Source organism: Algoriphagus sp., from assembly GCF_046296635.1.
Lineage (GTDB): Bacteria > Bacteroidota > Bacteroidia > Cytophagales > Cyclobacteriaceae > Algoriphagus.
This window is the reverse complement of the sequence record NZ_JBKBKZ010000002.1, coordinates 103,928-121,944: the sequence shown is the minus strand read 5'-3', so window position 1 is coordinate 121,944 and position 18,017 is coordinate 103,928. Positions and strand designations below refer to the sequence as shown.

15 protein-coding genes and 1 tRNA gene are annotated in these 18,017 nt (G+C 41.6%); 8 read left to right on the top strand and 8 right to left on the bottom strand.

Translation table 11 applies throughout. The features are described 5' to 3' along the window. Positions 1-59: 59 nt before the first annotated feature. On the bottom strand, positions 60-947 hold the full coding sequence (locus tag ACK4HU_RS02670) for an EboA domain-containing protein (protein ID WP_409803301.1): 888 nt from the start codon (positions 945-947) through the stop codon (positions 60-62). Between the two features lie 196 nt (positions 948-1,143). Here ACK4HU_RS02670 and ACK4HU_RS02665 point away from each other — a divergent pair, with 196 nt between their 5' ends. Next, on the top strand, positions 1,144-1,338 hold the full coding sequence (locus ACK4HU_RS02665; protein WP_409803300.1) for a type II toxin-antitoxin system VapB family antitoxin: 195 nt from the start codon (positions 1,144-1,146) through the stop codon (positions 1,336-1,338). 90 nt (positions 1,339-1,428) lie between these two features. On the opposite strand, the gene ACK4HU_RS02660 is transcribed toward ACK4HU_RS02665, so the two are convergent. Both ACK4HU_RS02660 and ACK4HU_RS02655 read right to left on the bottom strand, forming a co-directional pair. Further along, a complete protein-coding gene (locus tag ACK4HU_RS02660) occupies positions 1,429-1,776 on the bottom strand; it encodes a type II toxin-antitoxin system HicB family antitoxin (RefSeq protein WP_409803299.1) in 348 nt (115 codons plus the stop codon). 222 nt (positions 1,777-1,998) lie between these two features. Then, the gene (locus ACK4HU_RS02655) at positions 1,999-2,175 is read right to left on the bottom strand and encodes a type II toxin-antitoxin system HicA family toxin (protein ID WP_409803298.1); all 177 of its coding nucleotides are present in this window, start codon (positions 2,173-2,175) and stop codon (positions 1,999-2,001) included. Positions 2,176-2,374: 199 nt separating this feature from the next. Here ACK4HU_RS02655 and ACK4HU_RS02650 point away from each other — a divergent pair, with 199 nt between their 5' ends. Then, positions 2,375-3,916, top strand: coding sequence for a M20/M25/M40 family metallo-hydrolase (locus ACK4HU_RS02650; protein WP_409803297.1), 1,542 nt, complete (start codon positions 2,375-2,377; stop codon positions 3,914-3,916). Between the two features lie 148 nt (positions 3,917-4,064). Here ACK4HU_RS02650 and ACK4HU_RS02645 read toward each other — a convergent pair whose 3' ends face one another. After that, positions 4,065-5,297: an alkaline phosphatase family protein gene (locus ACK4HU_RS02645; protein ID WP_409803296.1), complete on the bottom strand. Its 1,233-nt coding sequence runs from the start codon at positions 5,295-5,297 to the stop codon at positions 4,065-4,067. 518 nt (positions 5,298-5,815) lie between these two features. Between ACK4HU_RS02645 and ACK4HU_RS02640 the strand changes: the two genes are divergently transcribed. Together ACK4HU_RS02640 and ACK4HU_RS02635 are read left to right on the top strand one after the other, a co-directional pair. After that, the gene (locus tag ACK4HU_RS02640; protein WP_409803295.1) at positions 5,816-7,885 is read left to right on the top strand and encodes a S9 family peptidase; all 2,070 of its coding nucleotides are present in this window, start codon (positions 5,816-5,818) and stop codon (positions 7,883-7,885) included. Then, positions 7,882-8,964: a serine hydrolase domain-containing protein gene (locus ACK4HU_RS02635; protein WP_409803294.1), complete on the top strand. Its 1,083-nt coding sequence runs from the start codon at positions 7,882-7,884 to the stop codon at positions 8,962-8,964. Before ACK4HU_RS02640 ends, ACK4HU_RS02635 begins: the two co-directional genes overlap by 4 nt. A gap of 42 nt (positions 8,965-9,006) precedes the next feature. Here ACK4HU_RS02635 and ACK4HU_RS02630 read toward each other — a convergent pair whose 3' ends face one another. Both ACK4HU_RS02630 and pnuC read right to left on the bottom strand, forming a co-directional pair. Next, positions 9,007-9,531, bottom strand: a complete 525-nt coding sequence (locus tag ACK4HU_RS02630; protein WP_409803293.1) for an AAA family ATPase — start codon at positions 9,529-9,531, stop codon at positions 9,007-9,009. After that, the gene (gene pnuC, locus ACK4HU_RS02625; RefSeq protein WP_409803292.1) at positions 9,518-10,135 is read right to left on the bottom strand and encodes a nicotinamide riboside transporter PnuC; all 618 of its coding nucleotides are present in this window, start codon (positions 10,133-10,135) and stop codon (positions 9,518-9,520) included. Before pnuC ends, ACK4HU_RS02630 begins: the two co-directional genes overlap by 14 nt. A 252-nt stretch (positions 10,136-10,387) precedes the next feature. Here pnuC and uvrA point away from each other — a divergent pair, with 252 nt between their 5' ends. The 4 genes from uvrA to ACK4HU_RS02605 all read left to right on the top strand — a co-directional run bounded on the left by uvrA (position 10,388) and on the right by ACK4HU_RS02605 (position 15,310). Then, positions 10,388-13,201, top strand: a complete 2,814-nt coding sequence (gene uvrA / locus ACK4HU_RS02620) for an excinuclease ABC subunit UvrA (protein WP_409803291.1) — start codon at positions 10,388-10,390, stop codon at positions 13,199-13,201. A gap of 331 nt (positions 13,202-13,532) precedes the next feature. Next, positions 13,533-14,696: a 6-bladed beta-propeller gene (locus tag ACK4HU_RS02615; RefSeq protein WP_409803290.1), complete on the top strand. Its 1,164-nt coding sequence runs from the start codon at positions 13,533-13,535 to the stop codon at positions 14,694-14,696. A 38-nt stretch (positions 14,697-14,734) separates the two neighbouring features. After that, positions 14,735-15,079 carry a nucleotidyltransferase domain-containing protein gene (locus tag ACK4HU_RS02610; RefSeq protein ID WP_409803289.1) on the top strand — a complete coding sequence of 115 codons (345 nt, stop codon included), beginning with the start codon at positions 14,735-14,737 and terminating at the stop codon, positions 15,077-15,079. A 156-nt stretch (positions 15,080-15,235) separates the two neighbouring features. Beyond that, positions 15,236-15,310 (top strand) — tRNA-Val (locus ACK4HU_RS02605). Between the two features lie 281 nt (positions 15,311-15,591). On the opposite strand, the gene ACK4HU_RS02600 is transcribed toward ACK4HU_RS02605, so the two are convergent. Next, a complete protein-coding gene (locus ACK4HU_RS02600) occupies positions 15,592-16,737 on the bottom strand; it encodes an ATP-binding protein (RefSeq protein WP_409803288.1) in 1,146 nt (381 codons plus the stop codon). Positions 16,738-17,027: 290 nt separating this feature from the next. Continuing rightward, the gene (locus ACK4HU_RS02595; protein ID WP_409803287.1) at positions 17,028-18,005 is read right to left on the bottom strand and encodes an NADPH:quinone oxidoreductase family protein; all 978 of its coding nucleotides are present in this window, start codon (positions 18,003-18,005) and stop codon (positions 17,028-17,030) included. Positions 18,006-18,017 lie beyond the last annotated feature (12 nt).

The window sequence follows — 18,017 nt, the reverse complement described above, 5'->3', positions numbered from 1 at the left end:
TTCTACAGCTTACGTTCAACATTCCGAATAGTCATTTTAAAATTAGGACTTTAAGGAATTCAAACTCTTTTTTCCTGAAAGTCCCTGCCGATTTTATCCCAGATGATTTCTCCATATTCGATGGCCATGACCTCTTCGTTGTGCCCTTGCAGCAACTGTTTCGCCACCTCAGACTTACAACCGAACAAAGCCAAAAGTCCTGCTTCTACTTCCAATTGGTTATTTGAGGCAAGTACTCTTTTCAAATCTGAGATGAACTTTTCATTGATAAATGGCACCACGAGCCGCCACAATTCAGGCATCACTTCCCTTCCTGCCGCCCATCGCTCATGTGCAAAATCCGATGCAATATCTGCCAAGGCTGGATTTCTTCGCTCATCCAATTTTTGAATTCGATAGAGCGGTCGCTGCATAAAGATGGATTTCAAAACCAATTGATTCCAATTGGCTTCGGGGAAGTATTTAGCAGGAAAAGGATTATTCAGCGCGATGGCATCAAAGATCAGCGTCATATTTGTCCGGCATCCATCAATCGCCCGAGGAAGCAATTCTTCCTGAAAAGGCATTAATGGCAAAGCGGCATAAAGCGCCTGTTGCTCATACATATCCCCAGTTTCAAAAAGTTGATTGATGGCAATAAACCACTTTTTCTTTTCCTGAGGAAAGTGAAGTAAAAGGTAGGTTCGGGCCGTTTGAAGCAAATCCCAATGACCTGGTTCAAATCCTGGAACTAGCTTTTTTGCTTTATCTTTCTCTTCCGTACTAAGTCCAAGATTATCCTTTTTGAAAAAGCGAGAAGCTTGGGAGAAAGCAAGGAAGAATGTAGAATTAGTGCTGGAACTTTCAATTTGTTCGGCCTTTTGGCGAAGCCAAAAGCATGATTTTTCTTCCGCACGGTTTTCAATGATTTTCCAGAGAAAACTCTTCATTTCAATATCAGAGGCCATCAGTCAGATTTTTGGTTTACTTCAAGCGTAAATAAACTTTATCTCGGATAAAAAACCATCCCGCATAACAGAAACGGGAGAAGAAATACTTCAATCCTGATGAAAATCATAATTATTGGAAGGTCAGAAGATGAATGTATTTATAGAACTTCATTCTTAACTTAAGAAAATGGAGCAACTCTGAAAACAAAAAGCCATGCGAATAACGATTGGAATCTCAGAAGAATTGCTCAAAGAAGTAATGATGCTTACAGGAGCAACTACTAAAAGTCAAGCAATCAGGTTAGTTCTTGAGGAAAAAATAGCTCAAACAAAGCGGAAAAGAATTCTTACTATGAAAGGATCTATTGACTTGGATCTTGACATAGATGTACTTCGAAATCGAAAATAAATGATAAAATCTGCCAAGTTCATTGATAAGGCTTTTTAAAATTTGAGTTGATTACATACATAGAAAAATGAGATGTGCCTTGAAAATCAACTAAACCACATCCTTCTCCTTACTGAGATGCGACCGAATAGCTTCTGAAACCAGATTGTTCAAAGAACTCTTTTCTTCCATGGCCTTTAAAGCAGCCCTTTGATGCAATTCTGCAGGAATTCTAACATTAAAACTCCCTTTAAAGGATTTTTCCGGGGCTTTTCCTTGCTCTTTGCAAATTGCCAAATATTCATCAATGGAAGTCTTGAAATCCTCCTCAAGAAGTTTTCCAGTCACTCCTTCGTAAGATATCAATCCTTGGATTCCCAAAATTTTACCGAAAAGCAAATCATCCTCAGGGCTATATTCTATGCTACCAGTAAAACCTCTGTATTCTAAATATTTCATATGATTATAATTTGATTTTTAAAGGCCATATGGAATCTTCGCATGAATTATAATCATCCCTCTGTGTGTCGCCGACAGGGTCATGCTTGATTTCATGTCTTTATAATTTTTCTGTGGGGCCCCACTTGCCTGCCGGCAGGCAGGTGGAATCTCGCATGGTCAATAACCATTGTTCTCTGTGTCACTTTCAGTCATGCCTGTCTGCCAAAGGCAGGCTCAATTTCATAATTTCAATAACTCTTTAATTTGCTTCATTTGATACTTTTTTAGAATTCCGCTAGGGTGGGGCTTGTGAAGCATGATTGGAATACCTTCAGTATTTTCAAATCGTACTCTTGATCCGGAGGTTTTTCCTTTCTTGACCTCATAAAATCCAAACTGTGATAATAGCTTTACCATCTCATCATAATGGAAGTCAGAAGGGAGTTCCAGAAATCTTTCTAACAGTTTTTCCTTTTTGGACACAACTCTAAGTAACTGAATATAGTTGCAAATTCAAATTATATCCAAAAAAATTTTAATTGATTTAACCAAAATCCACCAACGGTTCCTTTTTATTTTTTTCAAAACCTATTTTTAAACCCTAAACTAAATTCCAATGAATAAAATCTATCGCTACGGCCTCGGATTATTGCTTTTGGTGTCTGTCAAAGTACAGGCTCAAAACCAAGTAATCGATGCCATCATTAAAGAAGCCACTGAAAACTCCAAACTGGAAGTTTTGGCCCATGAAATCATGGATGGTGTAGGACCAAGATTGGTCGGTTCTCCCCAAATGCAAAAAGCACACGACCTCGCTGTCTCTACTTATCAATCTTGGGGAATCCCCGCGAGAAATGAAAAATGGGGCGAATGGAGAGGTTGGGAAAGAGGAATCACGCACATCGACATGATCGCACCATGGACTAGATCGCTGGCGGGAACTCAATTGGCTTGGAGTCCTTCTTCCCCACAAGGTGGAGCCAAAGGTGAAGTGGTTATCCTTCCGGACTTTGCTGATTCCGTGGCTTTCCAAAAATGGCTTCCTTCAGTAAAGGGTAAATACGTCATGATCTCTGTACCTCAGATCACCGGTCGACCCGACTACAACTGGGATGAGCATGGCACGCCTGAATCAATAGAAAGAATTAGGGCAGAACGTACTAAAATAAACGAGTCATGGAATAAGCGACTTGCCGCCACAGGAAAGAACAGAGCCCAGTTGCCAATTGCTCTTGAAAATGCAGGAGCTTTAGGCATCATCACCTCCTATTGGTCGAATGCGTTTGGAGCAAACAAAATTTTCTCTGCCTCCACGAAGAAAGTTCCTACTGTTGACATATCACTGGAGGATTACGGCCTGCTTTACAGATTGGCTGAAAGTGGTAAAAAACCACAAATCAATCTAAATGCTCAGTCTAAAGAAACAGGAGTTCAGCCTACTTACAACACCATCGCAGAAATCAAAGGAACCGAAAAGCCTGACGAATATGTAATGCTATCGGCTCACTTTGACTCTTGGGATGGAGGAACGGGCGCTACCGACAACGGTACCGGTACGATCTTAATGATGGAGGTAATGCGAATTCTAAAGGCTGTATATCCAAATCCAAAGCGAACTATTTTGGTTGGACATTGGGGTTCTGAAGAGCAGGGACTTAATGGATCAAGAGGTTTTGTAGAAGATCATCCTGAAATGATTGATAAAATCCAAGCCTTATTCAATCAGGACAATGGCACAGGTCGAATTGTCAATATCTCAGGTCAAGGATATGTTCACAGTTATGATTACCTCGGTCGATGGTTGAGTAAAGTGCCGAGAGACATTACTCGTGAACTGAAAACCGAATTCCCGGGAAACCCTGGTGCAGGTGGAACTGACCACGTTTCTTTTGTTGCAGCTGGGGTTCCGGCTTTCAATTTGGGCGCTTTGCCTTGGAATTACTTCAATTACACTTGGCACACCAACTTGGACACCTATGATAAAATCGTCTTCGAAGATGTGAGGAACAATGCGATCCTAACTGCGATTTTGGTCTATATGGCCTGTGAGGAGTCTGAAATGGTTTCGAGAGAGCAGCGTATTCCGGTCAATCAGAGAGGTGAACCTACTGAGTGGCCTGGCAAAAGATCTCCAACCAGAAAAGGAGGAATGAATTAATCCAGAATTGAAAAAGGTAATTGAAGAGGCTGTCTCGTAAGTACCTAATGTCACATTGAGCGGAGTCGAAATGTAGTCCAGTTCCCTAGAAATGGCCTTCGACTCCGCTCAGGCTGACACTGAAACTTTTTCTGGTACAGCCTCTTTTTTATTTACTGGAAGTTTTCCACACATTCAGCGTGTTTTTCTCTCCTTCAATTAAAATTTTGAAAAACTTCTTTTTAGAAATCCATCTTGGGATTTCAAACCGATCAGAAACAGACTCTACTTCCTCCAAAAGCATATACATGTCATTTCCCCCTTTGGAAAAATTGTCCGTTGGGCTCCAGGAAATTTTGACCTTACCCGACTTATCCACAGAGTTCCAGGTCAAAATTCGTCCTCTTCCTTTTCGAATTATATCAGCATCAATAATTGAAATTGGTCCGATTAAAGAAACTCCATCTAATTCATTTTCCCTTTCTTCGGTCACCACTAAATTATAAAACCGAAGAAACGAAGGCACCATATCCACCATTGCCGCATGCCCGGAATGAAAACGATCATTCAAGTTTTGGGCATTGCTAATCATCCAAATCTCCCGCTCGGCATCGCTTTGTCCTCCATGATCTTTGCCTTCTGGTTCTTTTCTACCATGGTCCGTGGTGATCCAAATCAGCCAATCTTCTCCGAATTCTTTCTGACGGTATTGCACAGTTTCCCAAATTTTCCCAACCTGAGCATCAGCAAGACGGATAGCTTCATCCATTTCGGGGCTTTTGCCAAACCTATGTCCCATATCATCGGTAAACTGTAAATAGACCCATGACAAATCTGGGCCATCCGAAAGCAGGTAGTTGGCCGCTTCATCAGCCACTTTTTCATCAATGTCTCGGATATAATAATGCTCTTCATCATGTGGATAAGTCAGGGTATCCAGTTCCAAACCGTCATAAGAGCGGTCAAGCTTGAGGGAGTTTGTCTCAGGCAAGTTCTCTCCAAGCAGCTTGGTTCGGTTGTCCTGCCAAGTGGAAAAAATCGCTGTCTTGGCATCAGGTCTAGCCTCTTTCAAAAAGCGAAAAATCGTCCAAAAGTTGTAATTCGGATCTTCAATTCCATTACCCCATACATTATGTTTATTGGCCCAAGTGCCAGTTAGAAGAGAGTTGTAGCCTACAGCCGAGATCGTGGGAGTTTGGGAATAGCCATCCTTTTTACCTCCGGTAAAAGCTCTGGCATAACCTCCAATCTCGGCAATTTCGTCAAGATTAGGCGTGTCGACTCGCTCCAGTTCCGAAGCAGGAATCCCATCCAAAATGATGAAAACGATTTTTTTCTGCTGGGGAAAAGCTAAAATGGGACTGAGAATAATAAGAAAAACGATACAAACTCGAAGAATCATTTGCTTTACTGTAAGTCTATTTTCAAAATTTCAACTCTCTAAATTTCTTGTCTCTCACAGATTTCTCAGATGGCCACAGAAATTAATTTTATCCGTGCAAATCCGTGCCATCTGTGAACTCTTTATCACGAAGCTATTTATTCATTAAAAATACACCTAGCCCACTGCATAACTTGTTTCTCTAAGATTTCTCATTTGGCCACAGAAATTAATTTCATCCGTGCAAATCCGTACAATCTGTGAGCCCTTTATCACGAAGCTATTTATTCATTAAAAATACACCTAACCCACTCCATAACTTGTTTCTCTAAGATTTCTCATTTGGCCACAGAAATTAATTTTATCCGTGCAAATCCGTGCCATCTGTGAGCCCTTTAAGTTTAAAGAGCTAAAATCTAGGATTTTTTTGGCTAGAATTTTAAAACTGAATTGAAAATAGGACATCAAATATCTCAAACCGATTCAAAAGGCTTGGAGGGTTGATGAAGGTTAAGTAAATTCCAAAAAACCACAACTCAATGAAAAAGGCACTCTTTACCACTTACCTCATACTACTTACATTTTTCGCCTATTCACAAAGCATCGCCGACTACCTTTCGACTCCTTTTCCAACTTCAATGACGGCATCTCCCGATGGAACTGCCATCGCATGGGTTTTCAATGATCAAGGCGAGCGAAATGTTTTTTATGCAAAAGCTCCGGATTATGCCGCCAAAAAGCTGACCGATTACAAAGGTGATATCGGAGTGGATCTTGGACCATTGGTCTTTTCTCCCGATGGCAAAACATTGCTTTTCGTTCGCGGCAATGGTCGAAATTCAAATGGCCAACCTGCAAATCCAGCCCAACTTCAGGAAAATACGGATAAGAAGATTTACAGCTTAGATCTGGAAAGTGAAAAATCCCGTTGGTTTTCTCCCGGTACCTCACCTATTTTCAGTCCAGATGGCCAAAATGTTGCCTACCAGACTGGCGGAGCGGTTTATTTGAAAGCCGCATCAGATACCACGGACTCGGTAAAGCAACTTTTTACGGCACGAGGAAATGCAGCCATGCTTTCATTTTCTCCTGACGGAAAGTATTTGGCATTTATGTCCAGCCGCTCGGATCATTCATTTGTTGGTTTGTGGGATTTGGAGAAAAAGGAATTGAAGTATCCAGAAGCCAGTCTTGACTTCGATGCCTATCCCGCTTGGAGTCCTGACGGGAAAAAACTAGCATATCTGCGAATTCCGAACATCCTTAATCTGCTTCCATTTACCTCAATCAAATCAGCAAACCCGTGGAGTATTCGGGTTTTGGATATCGAAACAATGAAAGCTGAGGAAGTATGGAAAGCTGATCAAGGCAATGGATCAGTCATGGTAGACGATTTGCCGGCAGTCAGCGAACGACTTTGGTGGACACCTTCGGGTTCCTTGGTTTTCCCTTGGGAAAAAAACAATTGGATGCAATTGTATAGCGTCAATCCAAAAACCAAGGAGGTAAAGCACCTTACTCCAGGAGAAGGACAAGTGGAGTGGGTTCAGACTTCCTTCACCAAAAATGAACTTTTGGTAACCCATAACATCGGAAATATCGATCGACGGCAGGTGTCGAGACTGGACTTATCCACCTTTGAATTGGAACTACTTTCTGATCCACAGACCATCAACTGGGCACCTGTTCGGATAGAAAATGGTTTGGCTTGGCTCTCATCAAATTGGGATAGGCCTGGTTGGCCAATGGTCCAAACCTATGGACAAACTAAGATCCTTGCAGCCGAACTATTCCCTAGAAACTTTCCGAAAAAGCTATCCAAACCCGAGTCCATTACCTTGAAAGCTAAAGACGGTTTTGAAAGCTATGGACAGCTTCTTCTTCCTGCGAATTATGATCCAAAGAAGAAATATCCTGCTGTCATTTTTCTACATGGAGGCAGTAGAAGACAAATGCTTTTGGGCTTCAATTATGGTATGTATTACAGTCATACATATGCTGCACAGCAATATTTCGCTTCTCAGGGATACATTGCATTAATATTGAATTACCGAAGTGGGATAGGATATGGCATGGACTTCCGAGAGGAAGATAACTATGGAGCCGGTGGAGCAAGTGAAGTTCAGGATGTGATGGCCGCAGCGGATTATCTGGCGGCTAGAACAGATGTGGATAAGTCAAAAATTTCACCTTGGGGAGGAAGCTATGGTGGATTCTTGACCGCACATGCGCTTTCTCAAGCGCCTGAAAAATTCAACGTTGGCGTCGATATTCATGGAGTACACAACTGGAACAATGACATTCCCGTCTTTGCATCATGGTATGCTCCCGAAAAATTTCCCGAAATGGCAGAACTCGCTTTTAAGTCTTCACCAATGAACTTTGTCAAAAACTGGAAGGATCCTGTGCTCCTGATTCATGGTGACGATGACCGAAATGTGCTTTTCTCCGAAAGTGTGGAATTGGCGGAAGTCTTAAGAAAACAAGGGGTTCATGTGGAGCAATTGGTCTTTCCTGACGAGGTTCATTCCTTCCTTTTGCATCAAAATTGGGTGAATGCTTTCGATGCAACTTTTAAATTCATTAACAAATATTCTTTGGCAAAATGAGAAACTTATCCACATTATTCACGCTGCTATTTATGTGGATAAGTCCGCTTTTTGCGCAGCAAAAAATTCTCGAATCGGCAATTCTTCAGGCAGAAAGCAATGGTTATTCAGGAGTCGTATTGGTGGCAGAGGACGGTAAAGTGCTTCTTGAAAAAGCGATTGGTTTTCGATCCTTCGAAAATAGAATTCTTCTTCACTCTTCTGATGTTTTTGAATTGGCTTCTCTATCAAAGCAATTTACCGCTATGATCGTGATGATTTGTAAAGAAAAGAAGATGCTTTCTTTCGATGATCGAGTTGATAAATATCTGGATATTCCTTACAAAGGAATCACCATTCGACAGTTGCTAAATCATACCAGCGGCTTGCCCGACTACCAGGCTATCATGGATTCGCACTGGGACAAAAACAAAGTTGCAGGAAACCCTGACATCTTAGAATATTTAAACCGCTATTCTCCCCCCATGATTTTTGAACCCGGAGAAAATTACGAATACAGCAATACAGGATATGTTTTGCTGGCAAGTATCGCTGAGAAGGTAAGTGGAAAGGACTTTGTGGAATTGGCTGAAGAATGGATTTTCAAGCCAATGGGAATGAAAGACACCCGTATTCGAACTTTGGAGGAAAAAGCAGCCGTCAAAAACCTTGCCGCAGGCCATCTCAAAGACAGTCTGGGAAACTACGTCAATGCAAATAAATTCCACTCATCTGACTACACCGTTTGGCTAGGCAATCGCAAAGGCCCAGGTCGTGTCAGTAGCACTGCCCAAGATTTACTGAAATGGGATCAGACACTTTATACCCAAAAACTCGTCAAAAAGGAAACACTGGAGGAAGCGTTTACACCTGCAAAACTAAATGACGGAACCCGAAGCTATTACGGTTTTGGTTGGGAAGTAGAACCCAAAAGTCCATTTGGGAAAATGGTCATGCACACTGGAGACAATCCCGGCTACAAGACCATTATTGTGCGATTTATAGAAGAAAACAAAACAATTATTGTGTTGAACAACAACTATCATCCGGATCAAATGCGCTTAGTGGAGGCGGCGGCGCTTTCGTTCAAAAAATGGTGAGGAGTTATAGACCTGCTAGGTTTTGAAAACCTGGCAGGTCTGTCAAATCAACTCTTCTAAAGCCCCAATCGCAGTGTTTAGTCTCTTTTCACGATCTCCTGAAACGATCAAAAAGGGGAAACCACTTTCCTGAGCCAATTGAAGATACTTTTTGAAGAAATACTGCCGCATTTCAAGTTCAGGATACTCACGTAACGGATCCGGGGTCCAAGGCAAATCTGTATCAGTAAGCAAAATCAGATCGTAGGTTCTACGTTCAATTTCCTCCAAAACCCAAGTATTAGTTTTCTCAAATCGGTGTTCCGACCAAATGTGGATAACTCGCAGATCGGTGTCACAAAAGAGCAATTTCTTGGCTCTTCCAGCCATTTTATCTTCTAAAGCAACCTGTCCTTTTCCGATCTCAACCAGATCTTCAAACTGATAAGGTCGATTGATCTGTTCCAAATATTCACGCGCATACTCCGGCACCCATGGTTCGCCGAAATGCTTAGCCAAGTCCTCCGCCAAAGTGCTTTTCCCTGTGGATTCGGGTCCTAGGATTAAGATTCGCTTAGGCTTTTGCATAGGTTTTTGCAGATTTGATCCAGGCGAAAAGTCCCATAGTTGCCAATACTGTGAAAAACAAGAATTGGAAGGAAGTCAAAATCAATCCTTTGTAAAAATACAAGGGAACTGAAACCAAGTCGGTGATAATCCAAAAAATCCAGTTTTCTACCTTTTTCTTTGCCATCAACCACATCCCCACAAATGCCGAAGCTGTGGTAAATGAATCCCAAAAAGGCACATCGCTGTCAGTGAAACTGGTAAGCACAAAGACCAAAATAGGATAGGCAACCACAAAAAGTCCTATCGAAATCAACCAACCTTTTCCATTCAACCAAGTCACTGGCAAGACTTTTTGATTTTCCTTAGGATGCGTCCACACATACCAACCGAAAATCGACATGCTGAAATAGTAAGCGTTGATGCCCATATCGGCGTAAAGCTTATACTCAAAGCAAATCCAAACATAAATGAGCGTGGAAACAATCCCTGTCGGATACACCCAAATATTCTCCCGCATTGAATAAAAAACAGAAGCAATCCCAAAAAACACCGCCACAGCCTCGAGCCATGTCATGTTTTTCAGGCCTTCGGCAAAGCCATCGAGGAGAAAAGTAATATCCATGCTGCGAAGAAAAAGAAAAATGTTGTCATGGTTGTCGAGTTGTAATTGTTTTTAGGGTTGTCAAGAAATAATTGTTGTCGACATCGAAAATTTATTGATCTTCGATTTAAACTCAGTAGAAATTGATCTTTTTGTAACAAGGAGAAGTGATTATCCATAACAACAGCTTTAGCTGACAACCACGACAACAAATACAACCCTTTATTACAACTTTTCTCTGACTTGCAGGGTTTGATTGCTAAATTGCCAGCTATGACTTTAAGCACTTTACCCGCTAAAATTGACTTCGATTCCCTCGATCCTAAGGAATTCATTATCATCAAAAACGCTCGAGTCAACAATCTCAAAAGCCTAAGCGTCGCGCTTCCAAGAAATAAATTTATTGTGATCACTGGCCTTTCAGGCTCAGGTAAGTCTTCCTTGGCATTTGATACACTTTTTGCCGAAGGTCAGCGGATGTACGTGGAGAGCTTGAGTTCCTATGCCCGCCAATTCTTGGGCAGAATGGAAAAACCCGATGTGGAATACATCAAAGGCGTAGCTCCAGCCATCGCAATTCAGCAAAAAGTCAGCACCAAAAATCCACGATCTACAGTTGGCACGACGACTGAGATTTACGATTACCTCAAACTGCTTTACTCCAGAGTTGGAAAGACATACTCTCCGGTCTCGGGCAAAGAGGTCAAACATAACACGGTCACTGACATTGTAGATTATGTTCTTTCTTTCGAGGAAGGGGCCAAAGTGATGATTTCCTGTCCTTTGCAAATCGAACGAGGAAGAAAAATCGAGCAGGAATTGGAGCTTTTGCTGCAAAAAGGCTATACAAGAATTCTGATTGATGGAGAAGTATTTTTTGTCGAGGAGCTGCTAGAAGCAAAAAAGGTAAAGAAAGGCAAATACGAAATTCTCATCGACCGCGCCACTGTCCAAAAGGAAGACGAGGACAACCAATTCCGAATCGCCGATTCTGTACAAACCGCACTTTTCGAAGGACACGGAGACTGTAAAATCACCGTTCCGGATGTCGCAACCAAGTCATTCTCTGATCGATTCGAACTCGATGGCATGAGCTTCGAGCTTCCTTCAGTCAACTTTTTCTCCTTCAATAATCCCTATGGAGCTTGCAAGCGATGCGAAGGTTTCGGTAATGTCTTGGGCATCGACCGAGACTTGGTCATTCCGGATAAAGAGATGTCGGTTTATGAAGGTGCCATCGCTCCTTGGCGTGGAGAATCCAGCAGACAGTGGTTGGAACCATTGCTGAAAAAAGGCATTGAATTCGACTTTCCGATTCATCGTTCTTTCGGTGAACTGACCGAGAAAGAGCAGGAATTGATCTGGACTGGGAATAAGTACTTCCAAGGTCTGAATGTTTTTTTCGAAGATCTGGAAACGAAAACCTACAAAATCCAATATCGTGTGATGCTTTCCCGATTTAGAGGAAGGACAACCTGTCCGGACTGTCGAGGGACAAAGCTTCGCAAAGATGCTTCTTATGTAAAAGTTGAAGGAAAATCCATCACTGACATCGTCTTAATGCCGATTGAAGATGCTTTGGTTTTCTTTCAAAAGCTGGAGTTACCAGCTCATGAAGCAAAAATTGCCAATCGTCTTCTCAAAGAAATTGTCAGCCGATTGGAATTCATGGATCAGGTTGGCTTGGGATACTTGACGCTCAATCGATTGACCTCCTCACTTTCGGGAGGAGAATTTCAGCGGATAAAGTTGGCAACTTCCTTAGGTTCGGCGCTTGTCGGCTCCATGTATATTCTAGACGAACCCAGCATCGGATTGCACCCGAGAGATACGGATCGACTGATCGAAGTGCTTAAAGAATTGAGAGATCTTGGAAATACCGTGATTGTGGTGGAGCATGAGGATAAGGTGATGAAAGCTTCGGATCAAATCATTGACATCGGTCCTGATGCTGGAGTGAAGGGTGGAGAATTGCTTTTCCAGGGAAAAATCGAGGATTTGATCAGCTCTGGAACAACCTATACTGCAAAATACTTGCGAGGCGAGGAGAAGATTTTCAACAAAACTGGCAATCGCAAATGGAAGGACTCTATTACCGTAAAAGGTGCAAGAGAAAATAACCTGAAGAATCTGACCGTCCAATTTCCGCTCAATACGCTCACTTGTGTGACTGGAGTTTCAGGTTCGGGAAAGTCTACATTGATCAAAAAGGTGCTCTATCCTGCCTTGGGAAAAATGCTGGGAACCGTGATTGACGAAAGCGGGAAATACGATAAAATCGAAGGTGATTTCAAGCAAATTACCCAAGTGGAATTTGTGGATCAGGATCCAATCGGCAAGTCTTCTCGCTCTAACCCTGTGACTTATGTGAAGGCATATGATGCAATCCGAAATCTGTTTTCTGAACAGCCACTTTCCAAGCAGCGAGGTTACAAACCTGCGTTTTTCTCTTTCAATGTGGATGGAGGGCGCTGCGAAGCCTGCTCCGGAGAAGGTACGATCACGGTGGAAATGCAGTTTATGGCGGACATCCACCTAACCTGCGAATCCTGCAAAGGCAAGCGCTTCAAAAATGAAATTCTCGAAGTCAAGTACAAAGACAAGGACATTTCCGAAGTTCTCGGCATGACCATCGATGAGGCTTTAGAGTTTTTCAAAGGCAAAACTCAGATCATCAATAAGCTTCAGCCACTTCAGGAAGTTGGGTTAGGATATATTGGTATGGGTCAAAGCTCAAATACGCTATCAGGAGGAGAAGCTCAACGGGTGAAATTGGCCTCATTCCTTGGAAAAGGTGGAACCAAAACCGGTGATCATATCCTGTTCATTTTCGATGAACCTACCACTGGTCTGCACTTCCATGACATTAGTAAGTTGCTTTACAGCATCAATGCTCTCATCGATCAGGGTCACTCGGTCATCATCATTGAGCACAATACCGAAGTCGTCAAATCCGCTGATTGGGTGATTGACTTAGGGCCAGAAGGAGGAAATAAAGGAGGTCATTTGACCTTTGCCGGGACTCCTGAGGACTTGGCAAAAGAGGAGGAGAACTTTACAGGGAAATATTTGAGGGAGAATTTTTAGATTTTATGATCTCATTATCATAACCTAAAATAGTTTTTTTTATTAAAAGACTTGACAACTACGGTTTTTTTTTCTTAGCTTTTAAATAAAAAACATGAAAAAGTTTATGCTCCCTTTTCTGATGACATTAAGCCTGACACTTGGGTTAGCCAATTCAACTTCCTCTTCAGCAGGAGATTTTGTCTGGGGCTATCAATTAGTGTTTCAACCCTGTTCATCCTGGTTGGCAATTTATCAAACAATTTGCCTGCCATCATCCGGTGGATTTTGCCAAATTTCAGCTCAGAACCCTTGTCCCGGTCCTCCCTATCTTGCAGGACCATAAAATATCATGGCGAACAAAGAGACTTTCCCAAAATGGAGTGATTATTTAGCAATAATATGCTTAATTTCATTGGGCTCATGTTCTAATGCGAAGGAAATCTCCTCAGAAAAAGAATTGTTTGAGGAAAAGATCTCTCAGATTATAGATTTAACTGATGTCAAAAGCGGATATTTTTCTGACCTATTTGACAGTGTCAGATATGTACTTTTGCAAGAGGACAAGGAAATTCCTTTAGTCCATCAATTCAAAACTATATTTCAAGATGATTTTATTTACGTGAGTGATATTCACTTAAATAATTTACACAAATATGATTTAAATGGAAATTTAATTACAATTCTAAAATCAAATGGTCAAGGTCCAAAGGAATTTAGTCAAATTGAAGATTTTCAAATTGTGGGAGACACAATTATTATTTATGATGGCAATTTGGGGAAACTAATATATTTTAATCAAAATTTAGAATTCATAAAAGAGATTAAACATAATTTCAGCTCAACAAACTTTTACAGAGGAAAGAATTTTAACTTGTTCTCATTAAACAATGTTACAAATAGTCAAGAAGTCAAATTTGTAAAAATTTATGATAATAAGAATCCTCCACAATATTTTACCGCAACGAATCAAAATGCCTTGGGTAGGGTAAGATTATTACATGGGTTTGTAAAAAACTCAAACTCTACCGAAGTTTCAATAACCTTACCTTTTTCCCACAATATTGCATTGTTTAAAGAAGATGGAAACTTAAAAGTCATTAAAGAATTTACATTCAATATTGATGAAGTAGAAGAAATTCGCGGGCAAATCAAGATTATAAACGCTTTCATTCCCTTTGGTGAATTTTATTTTATAACAGTTTTTTTTGGAAAAAATGGATTCCAAATTCTTTTGGATCAAAACTCTGAAACAAAATACATAGGAAAAAATCTAATAAATGATTTAGATGGTTTGAATTATTATTTCTTGCCAATTTCTTTTTACAAAGACTTCCTAATTCTTTACTTTCCTTCAATAGACATCTATAATTTATATAAGAGTTCCGAAGAAAAAATTAAAGAAAATCATCCATACAGTAATTTGCATAATTTCGTTAATGAAAATGAAAAAGAACTGATTGGAGATCGCCATGTTCTGGTGTTTCTTAAATTAAAAGACCAATTACCAAATTAATTCTGAACGAGCTTCTCATCACCTTCAAACGAAAACAAATGAAGAATAAATTCGGTCTTTTAGATTCAGACATGAATTCGATTGTTGAGGAGCTCAGAAAACACGAAAGCGTGGAACAGGCAACTCTTTTTGGAAGTCGGGCCAAGGGTAATTTCATGCCCGGTAGCGATGTTGATTTGGCAATAAATGGCAAAAAATTAGAGTTTGAAACGATAAGCAAAATCAGCTATTCCCTAAACGAGGAAACCAACATGCCTTATAAGTTTGACATTGTAAATTATCAAAGCATTCAGGAACCTGAATTGGTGCTTTATATTGACCGAGTTGGTATCGAAGTCTTCAATCGGAAGAAAGAAGTTGAATTGATCGAAAGCTCAAAATGAATTTAGATTACAAGGAAAATTAAATAGTTTTCTCCAAGTAAAAACCCTCCAAGGGGTTGCGAACCCTTGGAGGGTTGTCTATATTCGCAAGCACATATTGGGATCTTAGCTCATCCGCGATAGCTATCGGAAGGTTTAGTGTGAGATTTGTAAAATGGGATCTTAGCTCAGTTGGTTTAGAGCGCTGCTTTGACAGAGCAGAGGTCATGGGTTCGAATCCCTTAGGTCCCACTGGTTTAGCCACGAAGGCACAAAGTCACTAAGATTTTGTGCCTTTTTTTTTCTAGAAACTTAGGGGCTTGAGCTCCTCGAGGTTTGTAACCTCGAGAACTTATCAATTGGATTTGCAATCCAAAACTACTTATCAGATTAAAAATCCGGGAGTAGGACCTCGAAAATACAAATTGCGAGGTGCGATAGGCAGGGGTACAAAGTCTCTAAGGAATTTGTACCCTTTCTTTCCAAAAACTTAGCGTCTTCGCGACCCTGCCTATCGAAGGTAGGTTCGTGGCCTAAACCCCTCTCAAAAACTCCGTCACCCCCATTGCCTTCACTTTTTCCGAAAGTGGATAGCCTCCTTCAATCCTGCAAATGATCACGCCCTTTTCAGCTCCAGTATCTCCCATGCTGATTTGCATGCCTTTGCTGAGTTTGGGAGAAAGGGTGTTCTTGATTTCAATGGCGGTTTTGACCACACCATTTTTCACCAAAAGCAGATCACATTCCGCACCCTGATGAGTTCGGTAGAAATAATATTCATACTCCTCCCGAAGCGTGGCAATGATTTGCTCAATAACAAATCCCTCCCAACTCGGCCCAATCATTAACAGATTTGAAAGCGCATCCATGCTGTCAATTCCAGTCAGGGCATGAAGCAAACCTGTGTCCCGTATAAAGACTTTTGGCGATTTGACCAGTCGCTTTTTAATGTTTTGGTGAAAAGGTGCCAAGACCCGAACCATAAATGACCCTTCCAGAAACTCCAGGTATCGGTTGACCGTCGGGCGGGTAATTCCAAGTGCTTTGGCAAAGCTTTGTGCATTCCAGATTCCTCCCTGCGCATTTGCCAACATCATCCAAAAGCGCTCCACCAGCCGAGGATCGGTGCTGAGTCCTATTTGTGCAAGATCCCTTTCTAAATAGGTCTTGATGAAGTTTTGTCTCCAAAGCTGAGATTCCCGATCCGTTTTAGCGAGAAAAGACAAGGGAAAACCGCCTCGAATCCAGAGTTTTTGGAGTTCGTCCGAATCAATTTCCCCCAAGTAAAATGGCGTCAATTCCAAATAACCAATTCGTCCAGCAAGGGAATCAGCGCTTTTGCGAATCAGATCAGGAGAAGCCGAACCCAAAAGAATAAACCTTCCCGGTTCACGCTGCTCGTCAATCAAACTTCGAAGCTCAGCAAAAAGCTCTGGCATGAGTTGGATCTCATCCAGAATCACAGTCTTATCAGCATGTGCTTTCAGGAAAAGCTCAGGATCGACCAACTTAGCCCGATCAGAGGCTTTTTCCAAATCGAGATATAAGCTGTCTTTAGCGAGTTTCAGGTTTTTGACCAAGGTTGTCTTTCCCACTTGCCGTGGACCCAATAGCCCGACAGCAGGAAAAATCGAGAGATATTCCTGCAAAAGGGGAAGGATGTTTCGGTCTTTTACCATGAAAATCGAAAGTAAGATTTACGTATTTCATGGTAAAAGTAAAGAATTCAATGAGAAATTCAAATCATTTACCATGAAAATCGAAAGTAAGATTTACGTTTTTCATGGTGAATATTTATGTAAAAACTTGTTTCCCGCTGATTTACGGAGATTTTTATCCGCTGATGCACGCTGATTTACAGAAGGTCTGCGCAAATCAGCGACTTTTTCTGCGTAGATCTGCGGGAAAAATATCTGAGACACATGAATTGAATTTGTCGATGCATCGGTCATCGGACACCTGACACCGGTTACCTAATCACCACCACCCCTTTACCCAACATTTTCCGATCTAGAATTGCTCGCAATGCCTCCGGTGCTTCTTCCAGACTATAAGTTCGTCCAATATGCTGTTTGATTTTTCCCTCCTGAATCCAAGCCACTAGTTGGCGGATATTCTGAAAACTAGCCTTGGCCTCCACTTTTGAAAATTGTCCCCAAAACACGCCCATAATGGAGCAGCCTTTGAGCAAAGGAAGATTCATAGGAATTTGAGGAATTTCCCCATCAGCAAAACCAACAATCAAATAGCGGCCTTTCCACGCCATTCCTCTGAGTGCGGACTCGGTAAATCTTCCCCCCACAGGATCATAAACCACATCAACTCCATTTCCATCTGTCAGTTCTTTGATTTGCTTTTTCAAATCTTCTGATTCATAGTTGATCGTCAAATCGGCTCCTTTTTCTCGACAGAGCGCTAGTTTTTCATTAGAAGAAGCCGCTGCAATGACTTTCGCTCCCATCAATTTTCCGAGTTCGACTGCTGCCAAACCTACTCCTCCAGCAGCTCCTAAAACCAATAAAGTTTCTCCGGGCTGAAGATTTGACCGATCTTTAAGTGCATAGTAGGAAGTGCCATAGGTGTAAAGCGTAGTAGCCGCAACTTCTGCCGAAAGTCCCGGAGGCAAGGGGAAAACCCGGTCAAAATCCACGGCAACTTTTTCCGCAAATCCACCCCAGCCGCAAAGTGCCAAAACTTCCTGCCCAACCTGAAATCCCTGAACCTTATCGCCCATCGCAAGGATTTTTCCAGCCACTTCTCCGCCAGGCGCAAATGGAAGTTCGGGCTTGAACTGATACTTGTTTTGAATAATCAGAACATCCGGAAAATTAACTCCACAGGCCTCCACGGCAATCAGAACTTGATTCGGGCCAGAAGTAGGATCAGCTATTTCCTGAACACTCATGGTTTCAGGAAGGCCAAATTGGGTACAGAGAAGTGCTTTCATAGTTCAAGATCT